The following is a 26,229-nucleotide window of genomic DNA, read 5'->3' as shown; positions in this document are numbered from 1 at the left end:
TGGGATAGTAATGAGTTTTAGTTCTGTTCCGGTAATAGCGAATGCATTAAGACTTAAAAAAACGAAAAAATAAAAAGATGATAACCCTGAAATTTTTAAAAAAAATAGACCCTGCCGGGGTGGGGCCTGGCAGGGTCTGAAAAAAGATCATCAAAACAACGATCAACAAAAAAGGTTATCCTTTAGCAATAGGATTCAGAATAAGATCAATTCGCTCCAAAGCATCTAAAAGATGATACCTTGTAAGTTGATCATTTGATCTGTTTGCAGCATTTCTAATATTCCGTTGCAAAGTAACAAGTTCCCCCCTTACAATAGGACGAATATCGCTTTGGGCTACATCAACAGATGATCCAAATCTTCTCATTGCCGGACTTTGTTCTTCTGTCATTAAATATTCCATTCTTGCAATATAAGCTCTTTGAAGGTTTCTTCGGTAATTGCTTATAGCGCCTCCTCTATTTAATTCACTCCATAGTCCCGTACGTACATCGGTCATCATATTCATTAATGAATAGGCGTCCTTTCCATTTATGGAAGAATTTTCCATCAACCTGGCCATTCTTCCGAAGTCAAGTAAATTGGAAAGCGTTCTTTCCTGAAAGTTTCTTACACGTTCCATATTTCCATCAAATTCTATTTTGTTGAAAATTTCCTGATCTATCAACCATTCCGGAGTCTGGAAAAGTTCAGTTTGTAAGAATTTCATCGCGTTCTTTTGTTTTTCTGCGGCTACATGAGTGTAAACAGCGCCTTCCTGGTCGTAGGTTTTATACATTTCATAAACCCCGCCAATATTTGCAGCTACATGGCCCATATATCGGTTATACTGTCCAAGGACCTGACCATACATCGTATTAAGATCGTCGTAATTTTTTCCGTCTTCCGAAGTCCATTCGATAAGGTTTGGAACAATACGTTTCAGGTTTGCAATTCCATACTGACTTGCCAGTACGGCATCGCTACCAAGGTCTTCGGTTTGTGAACTTGGATCAATAGTGGTCCTTTGCTGACTTCCGAAGCGGTACATTGGATCTCCGGCATGTTTCAGGATCCACTGGTCTAAAGTTTTCTTTTCTTCCTTTCCTGTTTTATCCAGAATTGGGCGATATCCCCAGGCAATTGAATATTTGTCATAAACACCAATTTCCGGCATAAGTGCCACATCACCATCTCCAGGCTGTGCTACATAGTTGAAACGTGCATAATCCATAATGGATGGAGCAGTACCATATTTTTTGGTGAACTCAGGATCACGTAAATCTTCAACATCATACGCAACGCTGCTTCCCATGTTATGGGGTAAGCCAAGAGTGTGTCCAACTTCGTGGGATGATACAAAGCGTATCAATCTTCCCATCACTTCGTCTTTGAATTTTACTCCGCGGGCATCTTCGTTGATAGCTGCAGTTTGTACAAAGAACCAGTTTCTTAACAAGGTCATTACGTTGTGATACCAGTTGATATCAGATTCCAGGATTTCACCTGAACGGGGGTCACTTACGTGCGGGCCATTTGCATTTGGAATAGGCGAGGCTAAATAGCGTACAACAGAATAGCGTACATCTTCAGGACTCCAGTCCGGATCCTCTTCCTTAGTTGGAGGATCTTTTGCAATGATGGCATTTTTAAATCCGGCAGCTTCAAAAGCTACCTGCCAGTCATTAATACCCTGCTTGATAAACGGGATCCATTGTTTTGGAGTGGCTCTGTCTACATAATAAACGATTTGTTTTTTAGGTTCCACCAATTCGCCTCTCTTAAACTTTTCAATGTCTTCATCTTTCACTTCGAGTCTCCAGCGGTCAAGGTATCTCACAATTTTAGATTCCTGAGCATCCAGACCATAATCTGTTTGTCCTCTGGCAAACCATCCAACACGCTGGTCAAAATAACGGCGCTCCATAGGCACTTTAGGAAGTAAGATCATCGAATTGCTGAATTCCAGTGATATGGATCCGGTACTTGCATTGGAAGGTGGTTCCCCGGCATTGTAAGTTTTTACGTGACGTATTTCTATGTTTTCCGGGTAACTGCGAATGGTGTCAATGTAAGATCTGCTGTCATCAAGTCTGGAAACTTTATACTGCTTTCGCGCACGATCAGGCAATCCAAGGGTTTGAACGTCCTTGGTATAAAGATCTGTAACATCAATCACGTAGTTTGAAGTTAGGGAATCTTTTGATATCGCTTTAATTGCAAAGGATTGAATAATAGGATCAAAATTTGAATTCATTACGGCTTCGTGAACCGGAAGGGAATCTGCAGCGTAGATCTCGTGAGAAACCAGGCGGAGTAAAATATTGTTGTTTTTCTTTTCCCAGCGATGAACCTCTGTATTTTGCTTTCCACCACCAAAACCAATTCCGGTTGCTGTTTTTGCGATTCGTGTTACGGTAAGCATTTCGCGGTTAATAAGACTGTCCGGGATTTCATAAAAGTAATTGTCGTCTACCTTATGGACGGTAAATAAACCTTTATCAGATTTTGCGTCCTTGGTAATTACTTTGTTGTAGGGTTTAATTCCATTTTTGTCCTTGGATTCTGCTTTTTCTGAAGTTTGTGCCGTGCCTTTTTTGTCTTTTGGCTGAAATACGGCACAACCGGAAACAGATAAAGACAAAGCTACCAGAAGTAGTTTGTAAGAAAATTGTTTGGTCATGAAAACTTGTTTTGGTTAATGAAAAATTCCGAAGTGAATTTAATCGGGATAAATCGAAAAAGCACACTTGCAGGTAAGCTTTGGACTACAAATTTCGTAAAAGGTTTAAAAGAAAGTTAAATAAAACTAAATTTTAACGCTTGTTGAATTTTTTTGAACGCTTTTAATGGGTTTCGTCTCCAACAGAATTACTTCTTCTGATTAAAAATTAACTAAAGGTTTTTTTTAGTACTCCCTTTTAAATTAGTAATTTGAGCAGGTATAAATTAAAAACAATATATTATCATGGAAAAAATAGTAAATATGGTTGCCGAGAAAGCGGGAATTTCAGAAGCCCAGGCGAAAACTGCCGTAACCACCGTAGCAAATTTTTTGAAGGATAAAATGCCCCCGGCTTTGGCATCACAGGTGGATGCTTATTTAAAGGGTGAAGATTCCAAAGATGAAGGTGGAATCGCAGGAAAACTGGGCGGTATGTTCGGGAAAAAATAAATTTCTTGAAATAAAAAATGCCGGACATTTTGTGGCCGGCATTTATATGTTTCAACAGTACTAAAACCATTTCTCAACTTCTTCCAATTGAAGTGCTGCAACAGGTATTTTGTTTTTCTTCCGCAAACCATTCAGGGTTTGATGTACCTGGGTAGGTTTGTTCTCCTTTAATTTTGAAACGCTAAGGTATTCGTGCATTACGATATCCACCCATTCCTGCGGCACCCCAATTTTTATAAAATCTTCCGGTTTTGGAACAGCTGCTTTTTTCTCCGGCTTCATCTGTGGAAAGAAGAGCACTTCCTGGATGGATTGCTTATTGGTTAAAAACATGATCAACCGGTCCATTCCAATTCCCAGTCCGGAGGTTGGAGGCATTCCGTATTCCAAAGCACGAAGGAAATCATCGTCGATGAACATCGCTTCATCATCTCCTTTTTCTGATAATTTTAATTGCTCTTCAAAACGCGCCCGCTGATCTATTGGATCATTCAATTCGGTATAGGCATTTGCGATTTCCTTACCGCAAACCATAAGTTCAAAACGCTCGGTCAATTCCGGGTTATCGCGATGCTCCTTACATAAGGGGCTCATTTCCTTAGGATAGTCAATTATAAATGTCGGCTGAATAAATTTCCCTTCACACTTTTCTCCAAATATTTCATCTATAAGCTTGCCTTTTCCCATCGTTTCATCAACATCTACACCCATTTCCCTGGCAGCCTTAAAAAGTTCTTTTTCAGACTTTCCTGTGATATCAAAACCTGTAAAGTTCTTTATAGCTTCGGTCATAGTGACCCGTTTGTAAGGAGCTTTGAAATTGATGTTATTCTCCCCAAAAGTGGCTTCGGTAGTGCCATTTACCTGCAGTGCACAATATTCCAGAAGATTTTCTGTGAATTCCATCATCCAGTTGTAGTCCTTGTAGGCCACATAAATCTCCATTGCGGTGAATTCCGGATTATGCGTGCGATCCATTCCTTCATTTCTGAAGTTTTTGGAAAATTCATAAACCCCGTCAAAACCACCCACGATGAGTCTTTTTAAATATAATTCATTTGCGATCCTTAGATATAGAGGGATGTCCAACGCATTGTGATGTGTCATAAAAGGCCTGGCTGCTGCGCCTCCCGGGATGGACTGAAGGATAGGTGTTTCCACCTCAAAATATCCTTTATCATTGAAGAAATTCCGCATCGCGGTAAAAAGCTTTGTGCGTTTTACAAAGATCTCTTTAACTTTTGGATTCACTACCAAATCTGCATAACGTTGACGATACCTGTGTTCAGGGTCATTAAACTCGTCGTAGGTTTTACCTTCCTTATCTGTTTTTGGAAGAGGAAGCGGGCGAAGGGATTTACTCAACAGCGTGAATTTTTTCACCATAACGGTCTTTTCGCCAACCTGAGTCGTGAATAACTCTCCTTCAATTCCTATAAAATCCCCAATATCAAGGAGTTTTTTATAAACATCATTATACAAGCTTTTATCTTCCCCGGTACAAATCTCATCCCGGTTAAAATAAACCTGAATCTTTCCCCTGGAATCCTGAATTTCAGCAAAGGAAGCCTTTCCCTGAATTCTTCTGGACATAAGTCTTCCTGCAACAACTACTTTTTCCCCTTCTTCAAAATTCGATTTTATCTCAGTAGTGACGTGGGTTACCGGATATAAAGCTGCCGGATATGGATTGATATCTAATTTACGTAAAGCCGAAAGTTTTTCTCTTCGTACTATTTCCTGTTCAGATAAATGCATAATGATCTTTAAATTTAAAAACTTACCGGTACTGGTAAGAAGCTGCAAATATAATGACAATAGGGCAACCAATCAATTAGAATTACAGCCTATCTCAATTCCTTAAAATAATTGGACTGTTTCAGGAATTATATAAATCTTATCTTTGCAATCCTGTAGAATAATTCAAAAAAAAAATATGAGTGTTTGGCGTGTAATATTATCGGTTTTGTTTCCTCCACTTGCGGTTTATGACCGCGGTTGCGGATCTATTTTAATCGTTTTGTTGTTAACATTATTGGGGTGGATACCCGGAGTAATTGCAGCGCTTATTATTTTAAATAGGCCGAAGTAAAGCCCCCTAAACCCCGAAGGGGAAACTCTTAAAAATAGAGATAAAAGAAAAAAGAAATAGTCTTTATTCTATTTTCTTTTATCTGATTAACACAACGATTTTGAACAAAAAAATACAACTACAACAACTCGGATTAAAAGATTTTAAAGAGGCCTGGGATTATCAGGAACAGCTTTTTAAGGAGATCCTTGATTTGAAGATCCGGAACAGACGGGAAGATCTAAATGCTGAAACTCCCAATTATTTGTTGATGGTGGAACATCCACATGTGTATACCTTGGGAAAAAGTGGAAAACCAGAACATTTATTGCTCACCGAAGATGAGCTGGAGGCGAAAAACGCGAAATACTATAAGATTAACCGCGGTGGGGACATCACCTATCACGGTCCCGGGCAATTGGTAGGCTATCCTATAATAGACCTGGATAATTTTTTTACCGATATTCACAAATACCTTCGGCTTCTTGAAGAGGTAATTATCTTAACGCTTAAGGAATATGGGCTAAAACCCGAGAGAAGTGCCGGGGAAACCGGGGTTTGGCTGGATGTTGGAACCCCTTTTGCCCGCAAGATATGTGCACTGGGCGTAAGAGCCAGTCGCTGGGTTACCATGCACGGATTTGCCTTGAATGTAAATGCCGATCTTGGCTATTTTGACAATATTATTCCCTGCGGGATCAGCGGAAAAGCGGTGACATCCCTTAATATGGAACTAGGGAAAAGGGAAATTCCTTTAGCCGAAGTGCAGGAAAAGTTACTGAAGCATTTCGCCGATCTTTTTGAAGCTGAATTGCTTAATCCCTGATCTTAGATTATACTATTTAAACTTTTAATTTGCTAGATATTTAATGTATGTTGACGCACAAAACCTGCTAACGAGTAGTGTTAGAAAGCCCTGAAAGGGTGAAATACATAAGCGATGGGCAACGCCCATCGAATAAAAAACGTTAATTTAAGAAAGCCCTGAAAGGGAGAAATAAAAGGGGAACGAGGAAAAGTGTTCCATAATTATCTCACCCTTTCAGGGCTATATCTATGAATATCTTAACACAGGGCTGCACCCTGTGTTAAGATATTGTACCCTTTCAGGGCTTTGATGCTTTTAAAAGTTATTTTTAGTTCATACCCTAAGATTTTTAAATTGAAATTTTTTAATCTCAAATATCAAATCCTCGTGTAAACCAGAATAGTATCTTCTTCCCCTTTTACTGTTAGCACCACATTACCTCCGTTTTCTAAGTGCATATCGATCGCGGAATTTCCGTAAACAGGAAATCCGGGAAGCAACGCGGCATTTTTATCGAACACGAAAATTCGTTGTGCCTGAGTGTCGGTTACGGCGATATATGTTTTGCTCCCAAATTCAAATATTTTTGGTTGGGTGTAAAGTCCGTAATCCAGGTTGATTTCTGTATCGTTGATGACTAAAACATTTTCAGATAGCGTAACCAGAGTGTTTTCGGTAGCAGCAAGTTGAAGGTTGACATTGAAGGCAACCTTTTTTTCTTCCACATTTCCTTTTACATCTACGAAAACCAAATTGTTGGCTGAATTGACGGAGACAAATTTTCCTTTATTTTGATACCATTCGTTTTCAGAAAAATCTATTTTTTCTTTTACTTTAATCCGTGATTTTCCCTGTCGGCTATTGATATTTAGCTTACCATTGGATTCAGGGAATACAATGTAATCCTTGTTTTTTAATCGGAAATGCTTTGGAGACTGGGTTATTTCAGAAGTTGTTTTTTCAAAATCAAATCCGCTTACACTCTTTCCTTTGCGGTCATACATTAAAAAATTGTTTTTCTGAGTGATCACAAACCGGTAATTTCGGTTGTTGTCATAGTCAAAAATGCTTACAGGCACGGAGATTTCATCTTTAAACTCCAAAGGAAAAGGTTTTACCGGCTTTCCGTTTCTGTCTAAAACATGAAAAGCATTTGGGGTATTGAAGGCCAACTGTAGATTTCCGTTTTTAAACAAATCTACCTGATGGATCTCTCCGGCGATTCTTATGTTCATTTGTTTCTTCCATTTCAAATCTCCTGCGGAAGAATATAGATGAAGAACATTTTCAATATCCTGAACCAGGATCTCAGATTGCTTATTGGTATGGTTTTCCACCAATACAGGAAGATTTCCGATCGTAGAATTTAATTTAATGGATCCAATTTCCCGGATTCCCAGGCTGGGTTTGTTTATTGAAGCCTTTAAAACCCCGTGGATATGTGCAAAATTCTTTTCCTGAACAAACTGAAGTGCGATAATGGGATACGCAGCAAAATAAAGAGATTCAAGTTGGGTTTTAAATTCGTCTGAAACTGTAGATTTTAGGCTATTTTTTAAATTTATGGTATTGGCCACAAATAGAAGCGAGGAAGATCCCGCAAGGTTTGAAACGGCTTTTTGGTAATATTCCTGTTGCTCCAGGGTTGTATTGTTCTGAAAATTTGTGATGATATTCTCCAGGGTTTTCACCGACCCTGAAAAGATCACAAAATGCTCAACTAAGGCATAGAACTTTAAGTTTTCCTCTGTCATCAAGGGGGCTAAAATCTTTGAAAATTCATCTGGTTCAGGATTCTTCATGATCGAAATCCCCCGGAATTCAGCAGCTTGTTCGCCGCCGGGAATAGATCCTTTAGCCAGTTCAGGATCTGTGGTTGTTAGCACAAGCACATTTTCTTCGCTATAGATCAAACCAGCTTCTTTTGTGAAATTTAAAAGATGATTCGGAGAAAGCTCAAGGGAATCCTTCCTGAATTTATTCAGATTCCGGTGAAGTTTTTCCATTCGGGAATAGGTGAAGGATGAAAATCCTTGAGCAGAGGTGGGGGTGATTTGTGCGATCTCATTTTTTTGCACTTCAACCTCCTGAAAGATATCCAGTGTTTTAGGGGAGTTTTCATTGCTTGAAATAATTCCATTTATTAAAAGATCCTGTCCTTCAATTTCAAGATCCAATACGCTCCAATCTCCCAAATTCTTCAGCGGTACCGGTGAATCCGGAACTAATCTTGTAAAAAAACCTTCCAGATTGCTGTGGTTTATAAATAGGGAAGTGCTTTTTTTATCGGCAGCGGTCCAGGCTATTTTAAAACTTTCGCTCCTTATTATATCTTTTCCAGCTTTGGCAATTGTATTTTTAAGCAATTCCAGGGAATTGGAAGCCAGCAAAACAGCATCCTGCTTTGCTGTATAGGTGGTAAATTCTTCGGTTCCAATTTTCCTGATTTCAAAGGAATCAAATGTCAGGGTTTCCAGGGACCTGTTTTTAATAGAATCTGTTTTAATTTCAGGCTGATTTTTACTTATTAAGAGATATTCATATTCTCCCTGCTCATTTTTTACAAAACAGACCAATGCAGTTTTTGATTCTGATATTTTATTCAGGTTTTTTAAATGTTCAAAAGCCGGACCTTCAAATAAAAAGCTGTTTTTACGGAAGAAGCTTGTACTGTCTACTTCAGAAATAAATTTGGAAAGATTCGCTGACTGTAAAACAAAATTTACGTTTTCAGGAATGTACTTTTCCGGATCTGAGGTTTGGTTTCCATCTTTAGAGCAGGATATTAAAATTAAAACAATAACTAAAGCTGCCAGCGTATTCCTCATTGAAATAAATTTTACCAATCTATTAGTTTTCTAATTACAGGATTTGAAAAAACACCTGTTCAGGTCAAAGGTACTGTGTTAGATTTCAAGTTTCAACTCTTCCGGATAAAGCCTGAAACTAAGACGGTGATATTTGGTTATACCGTAATTAATAATAGCGGCGCGATGTTCTGCCGTACCATAGCCTTTATTTTGTTTCCAGTTATACATGGGAAATTCCTCGTGGATCTTTTCCATATAGGCATCTCTGTAGGTTTTTGCCAGGATGGAGGCAGCGGCGATATTCAAATATTTACCGTCTCCCTGAATCACACACAGGTGAGGGATATTTTTATAAGTCTTAAACCTGTTTCCATCTACCAGGATATGTTGAGGAAAAAGTGTGAGATCGTCTATGCATTGGTGCATGGCAAGGATGGAAGCGTTAAGAATGTTGATTTCATCAATCCTGAAATTATCTACAAAAGAAACAGAATAATTCAGTGCCTTTTTCTCAATGATCTCCCTAAGAGCCAGCCGCTTTTCTTTTGTTAGCATTTTGGAATCATTGATAAGCTCGTGTTTAAACCTTTTTGGTAAAATTACAGCAGCCGCTGATACCGGCCCTGCGAGGCAGCCACGGCCAGCTTCATCTGTTCCACATTCGGTGAGTTTATAATTGAAGGAGTTTTTAAGCATTGCCAAAAATAATTAAATAATGGAACTGGAAAAAGATTTTGCTGTTCAATGTAGGGGTTAAATTATGGAATAAGGTTTCAGGTTTTATAATCTTAACCGTTTGAATCTTTCATTAGATCGAACTGGCGGCCAATATTGTAGCAGATGTATTCACTTTACCGGATGGAGATAATAGATGTTAGTGGTTAATACCTCAGATGCATTAAAATGCGAATTTATTGTTGGAACAAATCAAATCAAAATCCGTGAATAATTTTAAAGAATGAATTAAGTTATTAGGTTTTTTGTTAAAATGAACTAAGTGTAATATGTATATAATTTAACCAAAAAGGTTAATGTATATCAGTGCTTGATTCATTTTAAATCTAAGAATTTATTCACTTAGTAGAGTTTTTAGCAATTTATTAGAAACTTGACGCAACCATTTGGTAAATTCCGCATCTAAATGATAGCGTTGTGTTAAGAGCTTAACACTTCAAGGGTAATAATAAATTTTTATTTTTAAGAATTTATTATCATTTTTGGCGCTAGCTAACTAAAAAACAAACCAATGAAAAAAAGATTACATGTGATTTTAACGTTACTCTTGGCGTTAGTTGTGCAGCTAAGCTTTGCGCAGGGGAGAACCATCTCCGGTACCGTGACAGGGGAGGATGGGATTCCTTTACCTGGCGTAAATGTTTTGGTTAAAGGTACAGCCAAAGGGGTACAAACAGATTTCGATGGAAATTATGCCATTGACGCAACAAGAGGAGATGTTCTCGTATTTTCCTTTGTCGGTCTAAAAACCGCCGAGTACGCTATTGGAGACAATACTGTAATAGATGTTATCCTTACGGCAGATGCTGCTCAGCTTGATGAAGTTGTAGTAACAGCGATTGGTATTTCCAGGGATGAAAAAGAACTTGGGTACAACGTGCAAACAGTAAGCTCCGAAGAAATTGGGAATAAATCCAATGCCGATGTGGTAAACTCCCTCGCAGGGGAGACCTCTGGTGTTGAGATTATCAGTTCTTCAGGTTCAGCAGGTGCTGCGACCTTTATTACTATCAGGGGGTCTGCTTCCATTACAGGAAATAACCAGCCTTTGTTTATTATCAACGGAATGCCGGTTGCTTCAGGTGGTGGTAATAGTGGTACAGGTGGTGTACAAACCTCCAGCCGTACTATTGATATCAACCCGGATGATATTGCTACAATGTCCGTTCTAAAAGGTGGGGCTGCGACAGCTCTTTACGGGGTTCGTGCTGCCAACGGTGCTATTATTATTACTACTAAAAGTGGTAAGAATTTAACCGAAAGAAGAATGGAGTTTCATTCTTCCATTGCTTTTGATGAGGTTTCACAATTACCGGCTAGACAAAAAATATACTCTCAGGGATTGAATGGTGCCTGGGCCGGTGGAAATGCTTTTTCCTGGGGTGCGAGAATTGATGAGTTGGAGTACGATGGAGATGAATCATATAGATGGGATCCAAACGGCCGGCTTGTGCCACAAGGAGAAGGTAATGGAATGCCTGCCCAGTATTACGATCCTTATGAGTTTTTCCAAACAGGTTTAACTACTAATAACCGATTTAGTATTGCCAATGGTGGAGAAATGGGTAACTATTTCTTTTCTATTTCAAATTATGATCAGGAGGGAGTTATTCCTAATGACACTTTTGACAGGACTACGATGCGTTTAAATGCTAGTACCAAACTTGCAGAAAAAATTACTTTTGGTGCAGATTTGGCATATACAAGCTCCAGAGGGAACCTGATCCAGAAAGGATCTAACGTATCTGGTATTATGCTTGGTTTACTTCGTACCGCTACTACTTTTGACAACAGTGCAGGTTATGAATTTCCGAATGGAGATCAAAGAAACTATAGAAACGGTGGCGGATATGATAACCCTTACTGGACTGCAAATAACATTGCTTTTAAGGATGATGTTGACAGATTGACAGCAAGTGTTACCTTAAATGCGGATGTTTCAAGCTGGTTTAATATTTCTTATAATGGAGGTGTTGACTGGTATGCAAGAAGATTTACAGATCAGTTTAAAATTAATTCTCGTGGAAACCCAACCGGTTACTATGCAGAAGGTCAGACTTACAGCAATATTTTTAACTCTGATTTACTGTTGAATTTCAGTCATGATTTCTCAGAGGATTTCAGTGCAAGGTTAACTGTAGGAAATAACCTCTACCGTCAATACACAAAAACTTTGTTTGGAAATGCAACAGGACTTGAAATACCAGATTTTTATCAATTGAGCAATTCGAGTAATAATACCACCAGCGGTGGCCAGTCTGAGTTTAGGACCGCTGCTGTTTTTGGAGATTTAAACTTTTCTTTCAAAGAAATGTTATTCCTTGGAGTAACAGGAAGAAATGACTGGTCTACCACAATGCCGCTGCAAAATCAATCAGCGTTTTATCCTTCAGCAAGTTTATCCTTTGTTTTTACACAATTGGAAGCCTTGAGAGGAAACCAATGGTTGACTTTTGGTAAATTAAGAGCTTCTGCAGCAAGAACTGCGAACATCGCGGGGCCTTATAATACTTCCAGTCCATTTGTAGCGGCAGGTATTGGGGATGGTTGGACAAATGGTGTTAATTTTCCATACCAGGGACAAACCAGTTTCGCGCTAAGTGCAGGTTTAGGGAATCCTGAATTAACGCACGAAAACCAGGAAACCTGGGAAGTTGGTGCAGATTTAAGATTTTTTAATAACAGGTTGGGTCTTGATCTGACTTATTTTGAAAACATCAACACCGATTTGTTAATGAGTGTGCCAATTTCTGATGCATCTGGATTTTCTTCTGTATTTTTAAATGCAGCAAGTATGGAGACCACAGGTATTGAAATAAGCCTTAGAGCAACAGCGATTAAAACGGAAGATTTTGAATGGAGTATAATTGGTAACTTTACTAAACTGGACAACATTGTTACTGGTTTGGCTGAAGGTGTGGACAACATATTCCTTGGTGGTTTTACAGTTCCTCAGGTTCGTGCCGTTGTAGGAGAGCAGTACCGAAGTATTTTTGGTAATGACTGGTACAGGGATGAAAACGGAGCAGTTTTGATCAATGATGACCCAACAGATAACTTCAGGGATGGATATCCAATGGCCGATAACAGGGAACTGCGTCCAATTGGTAACTTTAATCCAGACTGGACTGCTAACATTACAAATAATATTACGTATAAGAATGCTAATCTTTCCTTCCTTTTTGATATTAAAAAAGGTGGTGTAATGTATAACGGAACGGCATTCGCTATGAATTATTTCGGTGTTCATGGACGTACTGCAAATCGTGAGGTTACTTATACAAGTGAGGGAACTATTGACTTTGATGCCACTCCGGCTGAAAATATTGTAGTTATGGAAGGTGTTTACGGACGTATTGATGCAGATGGAAATCCTGTATCTTCAGGTGTTCCAAACGTTACTCCTGTAGTTCAGGATGGCGAATGGTTTAGAGGTCAGGGTAGTAATTTTGGTGGAGGACCATCAGTTGCTGCAATGGAGCCTGCAGATTGGGTAAGATTAAGAAACGTAACTCTTTCTTATGATTTTCCTGAAATAGTGGATAATGTTGATAATTTACAACTTTATTTCACGGGTAGAAACTTATGGCTGGATACTCCTTATTCTGGTATCGATCCTGAAACGAACCTTGGAGGTGCAACAAATGCACAGGGGATGGATTATTTTAACAATCCGGGGACTAAAACCTATTTAGTAGGTGTTAAAGTCACTTTTTAAATAAAAAATAACTCTAGAATTATGAAAAAAAACGAATCTTATAAAATAAAGAATTTAGTTTTAGTTTTATCACTAATGCTAATTTCGTTGTCCAGTTGTGACTCAGACTGGATAGACAGCGATTTGAACATTGATCCGGATTCTCCTGGTGACGTTCCAATGGCCTTAATTTTACCTGGTGTTCAGCAATCCATGGGATATGTCCTGGCAGGTAATGACAATGTGAGGACAAACAATATCTGGATGCAACATTTTGACGGGGTTTCCAGGCAGTCTTTTACCGAGGCAAGATATCAGTTGACTTCAGCTGATGTTGGAAACCTTTGGGATAATACATATACTGCTATGTTAATGAACCTTGATCGTATGGTGTTAAAATCCAAAGCAGAAAACTTCGTGTCTCCGCATTTCGAAGGTGTAGGTCAGGTGATGCAGGCTACCACGCTTGGTATAACTACCGATCTTTTTGGGGATATTCCATTTAGCGATGCCTTAGGTGGAGATCAGGGTAATCTTAGACCTGTGTATGACACACAGGAGCAAGTTTATGATACCATTTTTGAACTTTTGGATAATGCTGTTGTTAACCTGGCTGTTGCTGCTGCAGATAATGTTTTACCTGTAACAGGTGATGTTATTTACGGTGGAGATTTGGACAAATGGACAAAAGCTGCATATTCAATAAAAGCGAGACATTACCTTCAATTATCCAATGTTTTGGGAGATCAGGCATATACTATGGCATTAGCTGCTGTGGAAAAAGGTTTTGCTTCCAATGCTGATAACTATTTTGTTCCGTTTGAAGACGCTAACCGAAACCCAATATTCCAGTTTATGGAACAACGTGGTGACATTACAATGGGTGCAACTTTTGTGGATTTACTAAAATCTACAGATGATCCAAGATTGCCTTTTTATGTAGCTGAAAATGCAGATGGGGAATTTGTTGGAAGTGTAGCTGGAAGTGAAAATGCAACCGCCTCTTTACCTGGTCCATATGCTGCAGCTCCTGCATCTCCGGTATATCTAATGAATTATGCTGAACTGAAGTTTATTGAGGCAGAAGCTCAATTAGGTCTTGGGAAACCGGTATTGGCAACTGAAGCTTTTAAGGAAGCAGTAGCAGCCTCTGTTTTGATGGTTACTGGTGAAGCTAATACAGATTGGTTGGTAACAAACATCGATAGCGTAATAACCGTAACTTTAGAGCAGATCATTACCCAAAAGTATATTAATGGTTATGCAACCAATCAGCCTTATAACGATTATAGAAGAACTGGTTTTCCAACTCTTACGTTAGCTCAAGGTGCTGTTCTATCTCAAATTCCGGTAAGATTTCCTTACCCACAATCTGAGTTGGATTATAATACTGATAATGTTCCTGCAGCGAGACAATTAACAGACAAAGTTTGGTGGGATCAATAAACCGTAAAAAAGTAAGAAAAATGAAAAACAAATTAAAATATATAGCTTTCCTTCTTTTGGCAAGTATTGTAGTTGTTTCCTGTGATTATGATGAAAATAACTATGAATCCTTAATTGGAGAACCAAACCCAAATGCAACATACTATATTCAGTTTAATGATGCAGCCCAATTGTTTGAAACATCTTTCGATCCGGATGGTGGAACGGTAGATGTGGAAACAACTGTGGCGGTTAAGCTATTGGGCCTCCCACAAGCGGAAGCAATCACCGTGGGTTTAAGCCTGGCTTCTACCTCTGATATTACCTCGGAAATGTTCGAATTGGGAACAACCTCCTTGGTCATTCCTGCTGGTGAAACATCTGCTTCAACAACATTGACAATTTTTTCAGATATGTTACCGGTAGATGAAACATCATCTCTTGTTTTAAACATTGATGCCGGAGCAAATACTGCAACTGCAGGGGAAGTTTTAACATACAATGTTTTCAGAACACCTCCATGTATTCCGACACCAGGAGAATATAGAATCGTAATGATCGATTCTTATGGTGATGGTTGGCAAACCACAAGTGCTAATGGTGGAGCTGGAATTACTCTTGAAGTAGACGGAGTTCAAATTGCTGAAGTGGGATTGTGTTCTCCTTATGAAGCTACATTTCCTACTTGTACAGCTGAACTTGCTAGTGGTGAAACTACTGTAACAATTCCCGAAGGCAGCCAGTTCGCTAAATGGACATTCCCAGGTGATAATTGGGGTGAAATTGAATATGAAATTTACGATCCTAATGGTGTTCTAGTAGCTTCTGCAAATGCCGGCGAGGGTGTAGCAGGTACTATTGACGTTCAGGCTTGTGTAGAAGAGGAAGAAGTAGCCTCTGAGTAGATAGATTTTACATTTTGAGTCGTCCTAAAATAAGTTGACGCTTTTTAATAATTAAGATATGAACCTGTGGAGTAATCTTCACAGGTTTTTTTATTTATAAAGTTAGGAGTTTTCATGAAAATGAACCTAAAGCCTTGTAGGTAAATGATTTAACAAAAAAATAACCATTAAATAAACGCGTTTGATTCAATTTTTATTTTAAAATTAAATTTAAGAATTTATTCACATAATAAGTTTTTAGCAATTTAATGTAAAATTGACGCAACCATATAGTAAATCCTGCATCTATGTCATAGCGTTGTGTTAAGAGTTTAACACTTCAAGTACGATATTAAATTTTTATTTTTAAGAAATTTTTATCATTTTTGGCGCTGGCTAATTCAAATTAACAAAATAATGAAAAAAAGATTAAATGGAATTCTAACACTATTCTTAGTGTTCATGGTGCAATTAACCTTTGCGCAACAACAAAAGGATGTCACCGGTACGGTGACTGACTCTCAGGGGCTATCACTTCCTGGGGTGAATGTATTGGTGCAGAACACCAATAGAGGTACTCAAACAGATTTTGATGGAAATTACACGATTTCGGTCGCTACAGGGGAAAGATTAGTTTTTTCTTATGTTGGATTTGCGACACAGATTGTTACTGTTGGAGCTGGGAATAATTATGATGCGGTTTTAGCTGTAGATGCAGCTGCGTTGGAGGAGGTTATAGTTACAGGTTTTGGTAATGTATCTAAAACAGCCTACACAGGATCTGCAAAGGTCGTTTCAGGAGAGCTAATTTCTAAAAAATCTTTTACTAACGTTTCACAGGCGTTAGCAGGGGAGGCAGCTGGTGTGCAGGTGTTTAACACCTCTGGTCAGCCCGGTAGTGTGTCTACAATTAGAATTAGAGGTTTTGGTTCAATAAATGGAAGCCAAGAGCCTTTGTATGTTGTAGACGATGCGCCGTTTGGGGGCAGTTTAAACGACATTAACCCCAATGATATCAAGTCTGTAACTGTGCTTAAAGATGCTTCTGCAACTTCTTTGTATGGAGCAAGAGGTGCTAATGGTGTGGTTGTTATCACAACTAAAAAAGGTCAGGGAGATCGTTTAAGTGCTTCTTTTAAAACCGGTATAAATTATCAAGGTGTTGATAGATATGAAACCTTAAGGTCACCTGAAGAATATATTGGAACTTCGTGGGAAGGAATATATCAAAGAGGCCTATTGGAAAATGATGGTGATCAAGCCGCTGCCGTTGACTATGCAAACAGAAATTTATTTGAAGGTAGTAATCAAGATGTTTCTGATATATCCCCAGTTTATAACATGTGGAATATTGCTGATAGTGGTGCCCTTGGGGTATCTGAATTAATTGATCCTAATACCGGAACAGTTAGACCAGGTGTTACCAGAAGATATACGCCAGAAAACTGGGAAGATTTTGCATTGCAATCTTCAAATAGATCAGAGGCTAATGTTTCCCTGTCCAATAGTGGAAAAAATTCATCTATTTATACATCTGTTGGTTTTATTGATGATATAGGTTATGCTAGTAATACAGATTATCAAAGGGTGAATGCACGTGTAACAGCGAACAATAAACTTAGGGATTTTGTTGACATGACTACTTCTTTAAACTATTCACAAAGTGAGTCTAATAATAACGGTACCGGTGAATCTTCTTCTTCACAGTTTTGGTGGATAGATAACTTGCCGCCAATATACCCTTTATATAGAAGAGATGCTGCTGGAGACAGAATTCCAGATCCAATTTATGGAGGGTTTTTATTTGATTATGGTATAGAAGATGGGCGTGGATTCGGTTTTGCGACCAACGGTGTTGCCGATTCCCAGATCAATATCAGTAATTCTAAAGACAATTCCGTTAATGTAAATAATGACCTAAAAATAACCTTATTTGAAGGGTTAACTTTAGAAAATAATTTTGCATATCAGTACTTTATGAGTGATGATACTGATTTAAGTGAACCTTTTTACAGTCCTTCAAAAGGAGAAGGTGGAAGGATTATTAGATCAAGATCTGAAACAAAAAATTACTCAATTAGAACAGGGTTGCGATATAACAAAAATTTTGGGGATGTTAAATTAGCTTCTTTTGTTTCACACGTGGCTACATCCAATACCTTTAATTTTTTATTGGCAGACCGCTCAAACCTGGTAACTCCTTTTGGAACAGATATTGCCAACGGTGTTGTTAATAATCCTAGTAATGGTTATACAGACGAGGAGACGACTGAAAGTTATATTGGAAATGTTACTTTAGATTTTTTAAACAAGTACTACTTGAACGCTACTTTTAATAGAGATGCATCCTCAAGGTTTTTAAATAACAAATGGGGTAACTTCTATGCTGTGGGAGCTGCATGGATATTGTCTGAGGAAAATTTCTTAAACAATTCAAATTTTATAGACTTTTTAAAATTGAAAGCTAGTTATGGTGTTCTTGGTAATTCTGGTGGAATAGGATTATACCCAGGATATAACTTATATTCTGTAAGCAACCTTAATAATAATATATCTTTAGCCTTTACTACAAGAGGTAATCCTGACCTTACTTGGGAAAGCTCTAATCAATTTAATACCGGTTTAGAATTTGAATTAGGTAATTTTGTTGAGGGGTCTGTAGAATATTATAGGAAAACCACCACAGATATGTTCTTTCTTAGAAGTGTGGGTCCTTCTAACGGATTTGCTAATTACCGGGTAAATGATGGTGAGATGTTGAATTCAGGTGTTGAATTTGATTTGGATTTTAAGCTGGTTAATAAGCCTAAATTCGGTTTAAATTTTGGTGTTAACGGGGCTTTGTTAAACAACGAACTCGTAGCTTTACCAATTGACCCAACAACTGGAAGGGAACAATTATTTGATGAGGCTGGTATTTATGGTCGGGCTGCTGGTCGTTCATTGTACGATTTTTATATGCCGGTGTACGCTGGGGTGAATTCAAATACTGGTGCTGCGCAATGGGAGCGGCATTATGATGATGTTGATAATAATGGCGAATTTGGAGATGATGATATAATTATTACATCTTTAACCGGGTACGTTAATGACAATCCAGATGCCAATATTATTCAGGACATAACTGAAGTGTATTCAGAAGCAACCGATAAATTTGTCGATAAAACAGCTATACCTGATGTAAGTGGATCTTTTAGATTAAATGCAAGATATGGTAGTTTTTCACTAAGCACATTATTTAACTATTCTATAGGAGGGTATTCATATGACGGGGCTTATGCATCTTTAATGGCCAATAATTATGCAGGAGTAAATAATTTCCATACAGACATAAGAAATCGTTGGATGGCACCTGGAGATGTTACAGATATTCCGAGACAAGATGCCAGATTTCAGATTCAGCAAAATTCTACTTCAACAAGATTTTTGACAAAAGCAGATTACTTAGCATTGAACAACATTCGTTTAGGATGGGAAATGCCAAAGGCTTTTGCGGAAAATATTGGACTTGAGAATTTAGGCATATCTGTAACAGGAGATAACCTTGCGCTTTGGTCAGCAAGAAAAGGTTTTAATCCATCTACTTCGGTAACGGGAGCATCTAATTTTTACCGTTACAATCCACTCTCTACTATTGTGTTTGGTGTTAATTTAACTTTATAAAATTATGAAAATGATAAGAAAATTTATTTATGTAGGAGTTATGCTCTTATTTGTTTCCTGTAGTGAAGAATTTCTAGAGGTATATCCAACAGAAGTTTTATCGCAAGAACAAGTGTCTGAAGCTGCAGAAATTAATCCTAATGTGGCAAAAGGTACCTTGTTAGGGATATATGAGAACTTATACCGTAGGGGTAGTGGTGGTACTAATAGTCAGGAAGATTTTGGGATAACCACACAGTACATCCAGTTGGATATTTTCTCAGCAGATTTGGTTCATTTAGGTAAGAGTTATAACAGACAAGTTGCCATCTCTGAATTAACTGCAACTATTGATCCTGCATCTGATTACAATTATAGAGGCTGGAGGTTTCTTTACAGAATCATAAATCTATCTAATTTGGTTATAGATGGAGCAGGTGGAAATGATGTTGTGCCTGAAACAGAGACAGGTAGGTTTACAGTTGGTCAGGCCAAAGCATTGAGAGGTTATGCATATTATTTTCTAGCCCATACTTATGTTAATGATATTTCTAATTTATCAAAACCGGTTTTACCACTTTATAAAAGTGCTAATGACGTAGATTTGCCAAAAAGCACTCTGCAAGAAGTTTTTGATTTTGCAATCAAAGATTTTTTAGATGCAGAAATTTTATTGGAGGGTTTTGCCAGGGAAGCTAAAATTGAGATTAATCAGGATGTGGTAAGAGGTTTGTTGGCCAGAACTTATGGTGCTTTAAACAACTGGCCCAAAACAGAAGAATATGCTAAGAAAGTGGTAGACGCTGGCTATCCTATTATGACTGCAGATGAAGTTGCATTATTACCTGGAGAAGATGGTAGTGTAGGAGGATTTAATGACATTAATAGCATTCCTGGTGTTATTTGGGGAATAGACATCACGCCGGAAGGTCAGGGACTAGCATCCTTATTTTCCTGGTGGGGCTTTATGGATCCTTATAGCTATAGTTATGCTGCGGTAGGAAATGCTAAAGGTATGGATGCGACTTTGCATTCTAAATTCAGAGCAGATGATATTAGACTAAACCAATTTGATGCAAGCTTAAGACCTAGGGGTAAGTTTTATTATAAAGGTGCCCAAAATAACGGCTTTCGCCTTTTTTCCGGACCTCAGTCGAATATAGATTCAGATTCTCACTATTTGAGAGTTGCCGAGATGTATCTTTTGCATGCTGAAGCTGCCGCTGAAAATGGAAATTCTGATGCTGCTAGAACCAGTTTGAAGGCCGTGCTAGATTTAAGGTTGGATGATAGTTCTTATATTGATGCTCTACCAGATGATGGTTTGGCTGAAGAAGCTGCCCTGCAGGCTAGATTGGAGTTGTTTGCAGAAGGCCAGTCTTATTTTATTATGAAGAGACGACGTGAGACTAGAACAAGAGGAGCTAACTGGTTAGACTTTGCAGGTCAGTCTTTTGATCATAACGACGAGAAATTAACATATGAAATTCCTCAAAACGAGATTTTATTTAATTCGAATCTAGGAGGACAGAATTAATTGCAAAATAGTTAGAATTTAGAAACCGGACGATTATTTTATCGTCCGGTTTTTTTTATTCTCTCTCTCTCTGTAAATATGATTCCTGCCAATAGAGTTGCAGACGCTGAAGGAGCCATCTCTAAAGAAAATATCTTATTGGAAAGAAGAAAGGAACTTGCTTTTGAGGGCTTTAGAATCATGACCTTGGATGTACAGGGATGGATGTTCAAAGTGTCGATTTAATTCAATTACATACAGGAGTGGAGTATAGCGCATATAACTATAAAATGCCAATTCCAACTTCTGAAATTGATGTAAATGCTAATATCGATCAAAATACAGGTTACTAAATTATTTGTAATAAATGAATTTTAAAAGGCTGCCAGCAATGGCAGTCTTTTTTTTGTTCTAGGTTGGTGCCTGGTGGTAATTCCTTAATTGTATTTTCTAACGGACTTCCAGCACAGGACCTACATTCTACAGTTTATGAATTGGAAATTCCTGAAAAATTTTAATTGAAAGCAAATCAGGAGAATAAACTGGCTGTTAAATGGAGTTTCCATGATCAGGATCTTTTTTCACCAAAAGTATCTGGAGCCTATAGGTTGCCTAATGGAAATACTTTAATTACCCAGGGAACTTTTGGATTTTGGGAGGTGACTGAAAGTAAGGAAGTGGTTTGGAAATATAAAGGTGAAGGATTTTTCTGGAGGGGTTATCCCTATGAAAAAACGAGCAGAGCTATTATAAATCTAGGTTTATAGCCATCTCATAAGCTAATAGAAACCACCCACTCCGGGTGGTTTTTTGTTTTAATAAACATTCTCTGTGTTAAAGGATTTATCCTATTTTTGCCATACATTATGATCTTCATGAGAAAACTTATCTTAATATTTTTTTTATTTTTTTCAATCTGTTCATTTGGACAAGGTAGACCTGTCGGCCTTACTGGTGGTACGGATGACAGGAGAGGCGCGGATGTTCAACAGGATACTGCGCAAAAACCCCCAATCACCGCCTACAAAATTATTTCTCATAAGGGGGATACCACTTACGTTGATACTTCTCTCACTATTCAAAAGCATTATAAATTCAATTATCTGCGAAAAGATAATTTTGAATTGGTTCCGTTTTCAAATGTAGGACAAACCTATAATTCCCTGGCTTATACTATAAAGGGTGAGGATTTGATCCCGGAATTTGGAGCCAGGGCCAGGCACTATAGTTTCATGGAGGTGGAGGATATCAGTTATTATGAAGTTCCTACTCCGTTAACCGAGGCTTATTTTAAAACCGTTCCGGAACAGGGGCAAACCCTGGACGCCTTTTTTACAATTAATACTTCGCCCCGGCTTAACTTTTCTGCGGCCTATAAAGGATTGAGATCTCTCGGGAAATATCAGCATCAATTAACAAGCACCGGTAATTTTAGGGCAACTTTAAGTTATAATACCCTTAATGAACGATACAGGTTAAAAACGCATTTTGTTTCCCAGGATCTGTTAAATCAGGAAAACGGGGGGCTTAATGATCAGGCGTTGCAGCAATATGTGAATGAGGAGATAGAGTTTGAGGATCGATCCCTGCTTGAGGTGAAGTTTGAAAATGCCGAAAATGTGCTTTTTGGAAAACGTTTTTATCTTGATCAGGAATATGACCTTGTTAAAGGAGAAGAGAACAGGATTACGCTACACCATATTTTGGATTTTAGTGATAAGAAATATATTTTCCGACAGTCTTCCGCTGCTTCTGATATTTTTGGCGAAACTTTCCGAAGCTCAAATTTGAGGGATCAGGTTAAAAACAGACATATTAATAATACTGCGGCTGTTTCTTATGAAAATTCCACCTTGGGAAAATTGACTGCCAAGGCCGGGATGTCTTATTATAATTATGGCTATAATTCCATCCTGATTCTGGATGAAAATGAGGTCATCACAAACCGATTGGTAGGAGAAAACTATTCTGCAGGAGTCGCTTATACCAATAATTTTGGCGGATTTGGAATTTATGGTGATGCTATGGTGAACCTCCTGGGGGATTTTAGCGGTCATTACCTTACCGCTGGTGCAGGGTATAGCTTAAATGAGAATAATTCCCTTTCAGCCGAGATCAACAGCAACGAAAGAGCTCCTAATTTTAATTTTCTGTTGAATCAAAGCGATTACTTTGATTATAACTGGCAAACTGATTTCGATAATCAAAGCCTTCGTAGTTTAACGCTGAAGCTGGATTCAAAAAACTTGTTGCAGCTGGATGCCGCAATTTCCCAAATAGATCAATATGCCTATTTTTCCCGAAATGAAGAAGGGGCTGTGAAACCCTTCCAGTTTGATGCTACGGTTAATTATATAAAGCTTAAAGCGGGAAGGGAATTTAGCTATGGCAAATTTTCGCTGGATAATACGCTTATGTATCAAACGGTCACTTCCGGAGCCGAAGTATTTAAAGTTCCTGCTTTTGTAACCAGGAATTCCCTTTATTTTAGTGATCATTTGTTCCGAAAGGCACTCTTTCTACAAACCGGTTTCACCCTGAAGTATTTCACCCCTTATGAAATGAATGGGTATGATCCTGTTTTAGCAGAATTTTACGTACAAAACGAGCAGGAGCTGGGCGGGTATCCCGTAGTCGATTTCTTTTTAAATGCCAGGATCAGGCAAACACGTATATTTTTTAAGTTGGAACATGTGAATTCACTTATCAATGTGAATAATAATTTTGTTGCTCCGGATTATCCTCACCGTGATTTTCTCGTTCGTTTTGGTTTGGTTTGGAATTTCTTTCTTTAAATCCATGTTTCTATCTTATAGTTCGGGATATGTGCTGATTTATTGATCACTTATCTATATTCAAAACGTATTTTCTTTATCTAACCGGTGGTTTAAGTTCCCTGTTGCAATAAGAGTGTTTTAATAAGCTTCTTTTTATTTCTGCATCATACTTGTTTATTTACGTTTTCAAGGATTATTGGGGGAATTTTAAATGTTCTGGTTGAATTATGATTGCATTGATTTCACTTGTGGACTTAAATACCCTTTAATGAATCCGGTCTTTTTTCGTTTTCTCCCCTGTGGTAGGGGCGATTTCGGTCTTGAAGTTTAAAAGAGTTGATGCTTTTTTAAGTGGGGCTTTTCCAATTAAGGGGGTCTTTTGCCTTAAATTTAATTTTAATGAGATGGATTTAAGTTTTGTAATAAAAAAAATTCAGAATCTAATCTGCAGGTGTTCATTGTGTTAAGCTGTGGTTAAAATAATTATTAAAAAAACACGGAATAATGTTAGGCATAAGGAAATAAAGGAGTGTATATTTGCACCCGCTTAGCAGGGATATTGGTTGATGCAGTTGTTAAGGGAAGTTCATTGAGTGTTGGGATTGCAGCTGAAGTAGGATAGTTTTCATCGTATTTTAGCGCTTCAAAAAAACTTCAAATAATTTTGCCGGGATTAAAAAAAGCGTTGTATATTTGCAGCCGCTTTGAGATGAAGGCGGCGTTCTTAAAGAGGTTGATTTGATTGCTGATTTGGTTTAAATTTCGGAAGAAATAAGGATCAAAAAAAACTTAAAAATAAGTTTGGCGTTTAAAGAAAAAGCGTTGTATATTTGCAGCCGTTTACAGAATAAGAAGTTCACACACACATACTGAAAAGAAATCCCGGGGCAGGGTGCAAAGCAAAAGAGGTTCGACTCCTTTTATTTCGACAAGTAATCCATTAGATGTTCCTTTGGGAATATGCCTGAGAAGGCAGATGGGAAAAGTTCATTGATATATTGAATTGACAGCGCGTTTCAACTCATTCGAAAGGATGAGGAAGAAACCAAAAGAATACGAATTAAGACTAGAAAATAATTTTGAGTTGATAATGGATCTTCGGATTTGTTATTATAAAATCGACCTTAGTAATTGTTACATTATTTAAAGATTAACGATGAAGAGTTTGATCCTGGCTCAGGATGAACGCTAGCGGCAGGCTTAACACATGCAAGTCGAGGGGTAACAGGGTGCTTGCACCGCTGACGACCGGCGCACGGGTGCGTAACGCGTATACAATCTACCTTATAGAGGGGAATAGCCCAGAGAAATTTGGATTAATGCCCCATAGTATTATTGAATAGCATTATTTAATAATTAAACATTTATGGCTATAAGATGAGTATGCGTCCTATTAGTTAGTTGGTAAGGTAACGGCTTACCAAGACCGCGATAGGTAGGGGTCCTGAGAGGGAGATCCCCCACACTGGTACTGAGACACGGACCAGACTCCTACGGGAGGCAGCAGTGAGGAATATTGGACAATGGGCGAGAGCCTGATCCAGCCATGCCGCGTGCAGGAAGACGGCCCTATGGGTTGTAAACTGCTTTTACAGAGGAAGAAACCCCCCGACGTGTCGGGGCTTGACGGTACTCTGCGAATAAGGATCGGCTAACTCCGTGCCAGCAGCCGCGGTAATACGGAGGATCCAAGCGTTATCCGGAATCATTGGGTTTAAAGGGTCCGTAGGCGGGACAATCAGTCAGCGGTGAAAGTCTGTGGCTCAACCATAGAATTGCCATTGATACTGTTGTTCTTGAATACTTATGAAGTGGTTGGAATATGTAGTGTAGCGGTGAAATGCATAGATATTACATAGAACACCGATTGCGAAGGCAGATCACTAATAATTTATTGACGCTGATGGACGAAAGCGTAGGTAGCGAACAGGATTAGATACCCTGGTAGTCTACGCCGTAAACGATGGTTACTAGCTGTTCGGAAGCAATTCTGAGTGGCTAAGCGAAAGTGATAAGTAACCCACCTGGGGAGTACGTTCGCAAGAATGAAACTCAAAGGAATTGACGGGGGCCCGCACAAGCGGTGGAGCATGTGGTTTAATTCGATGATACGCGAGGAACCTTACCAGGGCTTAAATGTAGTTTGACCGATTTGGAAACAGATCTTTCGCAAGACAAATTACAAGGTGCTGCATGGTTGTCGTCAGCTCGTGCCGTGAGGTGTCAGGTTAAGTCCTATAACGAGCGCAACCCCTGTTGTTAGTTGCCAGCGAGTAGTGTCGGGAACTCTAACAAGACTGCCAGTGCAAACTGTGAGGAAGGTGGGGATGACGTCAAATCATCACGGCCCTTACGTCCTGGGCCACACACGTGCTACAATGGTAGGGACAGAGAGCAGCCACTGCGCAAGCAGGAGCGAATCTATAAACCCTATCTCAGTTCGGATCGGAGTCTGCAACTCGACTCCGTGAAGCTGGAATCGCTAGTAATCGCATATCAGCCATGATGCGGTGAATACGTTCCCGGGCCTTGTACACACCGCCCGTCAAGCCATGGAAGCTGGAAGCACCTGAAGTCCGTCACCGCAAGGAGCGGCCTAGGGTGAAGCTGGTAACTGGGGCTAAGTCGTAACAAGGTAGCCGTACCGGAAGGTGCGGCTGGAACACCTCCTTTCTAGAGAATTGCCTTTTTAAGTAGGGCATTCGCAATT

At 38.7% G+C, this 26,229-nt stretch carries 15 protein-coding genes and 1 rRNA gene; 12 read left to right on the top strand and 4 right to left on the bottom strand.

Annotated features, from left to right (window positions below):
- Positions 1-175 precede the first annotated feature (175 nt).
- On the bottom strand, positions 176-2,662 hold the full coding sequence (locus ACKGJN_RS01150) for a zinc-dependent metalloprotease (protein WP_409537579.1): 2,487 nt from the start codon (positions 2,660-2,662) through the stop codon (positions 176-178).
- Positions 2,663-2,947: 285 nt separating this feature from the next.
- On the opposite strand from ACKGJN_RS01150, the gene ACKGJN_RS01145 reads away from it, so the two are divergent.
- Positions 2,948-3,154, top strand: coding sequence for a hypothetical protein (locus tag ACKGJN_RS01145; RefSeq protein ID WP_409537578.1), 207 nt, complete (start codon positions 2,948-2,950; stop codon positions 3,152-3,154).
- A gap of 60 nt (positions 3,155-3,214) precedes the next feature.
- Here the strand turns inward: ACKGJN_RS01145 and lysS are convergent, their stop codons facing one another.
- The gene (gene lysS / locus ACKGJN_RS01140) at positions 3,215-4,912 is read right to left on the bottom strand and encodes a lysine--tRNA ligase (protein ID WP_409537577.1); all 1,698 of its coding nucleotides are present in this window, start codon (positions 4,910-4,912) and stop codon (positions 3,215-3,217) included.
- 178 nt (positions 4,913-5,090) lie between these two features.
- Between lysS and ACKGJN_RS01135 the strand changes: the two genes are divergently transcribed.
- On the top strand, positions 5,091-5,246 hold the full coding sequence (locus tag ACKGJN_RS01135; RefSeq protein WP_409537576.1) for a YqaE/Pmp3 family membrane protein: 156 nt from the start codon (positions 5,091-5,093) through the stop codon (positions 5,244-5,246).
- Between the two features lie 100 nt (positions 5,247-5,346).
- Positions 5,347-6,051, top strand: a complete 705-nt coding sequence (gene lipB / locus ACKGJN_RS01130) for a lipoyl(octanoyl) transferase LipB (protein WP_409537575.1) — start codon at positions 5,347-5,349, stop codon at positions 6,049-6,051.
- Between the two features lie 359 nt (positions 6,052-6,410).
- Here the strand turns inward: lipB and ACKGJN_RS01125 are convergent, their stop codons facing one another.
- Complete coding sequence (locus ACKGJN_RS01125; RefSeq protein ID WP_409537574.1) at positions 6,411-8,861, bottom strand: hypothetical protein; 2,451 nt, start codon at positions 8,859-8,861, stop codon at positions 6,411-6,413.
- Between the two features lie 78 nt (positions 8,862-8,939).
- A complete protein-coding gene (locus ACKGJN_RS01120) occupies positions 8,940-9,539 on the bottom strand; it encodes a ribonuclease HII (protein ID WP_409537573.1) in 600 nt (199 codons plus the stop codon).
- Between the two features lie 550 nt (positions 9,540-10,089).
- On the opposite strand from ACKGJN_RS01120, the gene ACKGJN_RS01115 reads away from it, so the two are divergent.
- The 9 genes from ACKGJN_RS01115 to ACKGJN_RS01075 all read left to right on the top strand — a co-directional run bounded on the left by ACKGJN_RS01115 (position 10,090) and on the right by ACKGJN_RS01075 (position 26,192).
- Complete coding sequence (locus tag ACKGJN_RS01115) at positions 10,090-13,296, top strand: SusC/RagA family TonB-linked outer membrane protein (protein WP_409537572.1); 3,207 nt, start codon at positions 10,090-10,092, stop codon at positions 13,294-13,296.
- Between the two features lie 21 nt (positions 13,297-13,317).
- On the top strand, positions 13,318-14,721 hold the full coding sequence (locus ACKGJN_RS01110) for a SusD/RagB family nutrient-binding outer membrane lipoprotein (RefSeq protein WP_409537571.1): 1,404 nt from the start codon (positions 13,318-13,320) through the stop codon (positions 14,719-14,721).
- A gap of 20 nt (positions 14,722-14,741) precedes the next feature.
- On the top strand, positions 14,742-15,605 hold the full coding sequence (locus ACKGJN_RS01105; RefSeq protein ID WP_409537570.1) for a hypothetical protein: 864 nt from the start codon (positions 14,742-14,744) through the stop codon (positions 15,603-15,605).
- A gap of 396 nt (positions 15,606-16,001) precedes the next feature.
- Entirely contained in the window at positions 16,002-19,247 is a 3,246-nt protein-coding gene (locus tag ACKGJN_RS01100; RefSeq protein ID WP_409537569.1) for a SusC/RagA family TonB-linked outer membrane protein, read from the top strand.
- Positions 19,248-19,257: 10 nt separating this feature from the next.
- The gene (locus tag ACKGJN_RS01095) at positions 19,258-20,763 is read left to right on the top strand and encodes a RagB/SusD family nutrient uptake outer membrane protein (protein ID WP_409537568.1); all 1,506 of its coding nucleotides are present in this window, start codon (positions 19,258-19,260) and stop codon (positions 20,761-20,763) included.
- 78 nt (positions 20,764-20,841) lie between these two features.
- Positions 20,842-20,988, top strand: a complete 147-nt coding sequence (locus tag ACKGJN_RS01090; protein ID WP_409537567.1) for a hypothetical protein — start codon at positions 20,842-20,844, stop codon at positions 20,986-20,988.
- Positions 20,989-21,260: 272 nt separating this feature from the next.
- On the top strand, positions 21,261-21,509 hold the full coding sequence (locus ACKGJN_RS01085; RefSeq protein ID WP_409537566.1) for a hypothetical protein: 249 nt from the start codon (positions 21,261-21,263) through the stop codon (positions 21,507-21,509).
- A gap of 108 nt (positions 21,510-21,617) precedes the next feature.
- Positions 21,618-23,537, top strand: coding sequence for a putative porin (locus ACKGJN_RS01080; protein WP_409537565.1), 1,920 nt, complete (start codon positions 21,618-21,620; stop codon positions 23,535-23,537).
- 1,135 nt (positions 23,538-24,672) lie between these two features.
- A 16S ribosomal RNA gene (locus ACKGJN_RS01075) occupies positions 24,673-26,192 on the top strand.
- Positions 26,193-26,229: the final 37 nt, after the last annotated feature.

This window comes from Gillisia xinjiangensis, from assembly GCF_046298265.1.
Classification (GTDB): domain Bacteria; phylum Bacteroidota; class Bacteroidia; order Flavobacteriales; family Flavobacteriaceae; genus Gillisia; species Gillisia xinjiangensis.
The sequence above is the reverse complement of the archived record's forward strand: the minus strand, read 5'-3'. Positions and strand labels throughout refer to the sequence as shown.

What these genes read in the sequence shown, in the direction of transcription:
- ACKGJN_RS01150 (WP_409537579.1), bottom strand. Translation starts at nt 2,662, where the DNA reads ATGACCAAACAATTTTCTTACAAACTACTTCTGGTAGCTTTGTCTTTA.
- ACKGJN_RS01145 (WP_409537578.1), top strand. Translation starts at nt 2,948, where the DNA reads ATGGAAAAAATAGTAAATATGGTTGCCGAGAAAGCGGGAATTTCAGAA.
- lysS (WP_409537577.1), bottom strand. Translation starts at nt 4,912, where the DNA reads ATGCATTTATCTGAACAGGAAATAGTACGAAGAGAAAAACTTTCGGCT.
- ACKGJN_RS01135 (WP_409537576.1), top strand. Translation starts at nt 5,091, where the DNA reads ATGAGTGTTTGGCGTGTAATATTATCGGTTTTGTTTCCTCCACTTGCG.
- ACKGJN_RS01125 (WP_409537574.1), bottom strand. Translation starts at nt 8,861, where the DNA reads ATGAGGAATACGCTGGCAGCTTTAGTTATTGTTTTAATTTTAATATCC.
- ACKGJN_RS01120 (WP_409537573.1), bottom strand. Translation starts at nt 9,539, where the DNA reads ATGCTTAAAAACTCCTTCAATTATAAACTCACCGAATGTGGAACAGAT.
- ACKGJN_RS01115 (WP_409537572.1), top strand. Translation starts at nt 10,090, where the DNA reads ATGAAAAAAAGATTACATGTGATTTTAACGTTACTCTTGGCGTTAGTT.
- ACKGJN_RS01110 (WP_409537571.1), top strand. Translation starts at nt 13,318, where the DNA reads ATGAAAAAAAACGAATCTTATAAAATAAAGAATTTAGTTTTAGTTTTA.
- ACKGJN_RS01105 (WP_409537570.1), top strand. Translation starts at nt 14,742, where the DNA reads ATGAAAAACAAATTAAAATATATAGCTTTCCTTCTTTTGGCAAGTATT.
- ACKGJN_RS01100 (WP_409537569.1), top strand. Translation starts at nt 16,002, where the DNA reads ATGAAAAAAAGATTAAATGGAATTCTAACACTATTCTTAGTGTTCATG.
- ACKGJN_RS01095 (WP_409537568.1), top strand. Translation starts at nt 19,258, where the DNA reads ATGATAAGAAAATTTATTTATGTAGGAGTTATGCTCTTATTTGTTTCC.
- ACKGJN_RS01090 (WP_409537567.1), top strand. Translation starts at nt 20,842, where the DNA reads ATGATTCCTGCCAATAGAGTTGCAGACGCTGAAGGAGCCATCTCTAAA.
- ACKGJN_RS01080 (WP_409537565.1), top strand. Translation starts at nt 21,618, where the DNA reads ATGAGAAAACTTATCTTAATATTTTTTTTATTTTTTTCAATCTGTTCA.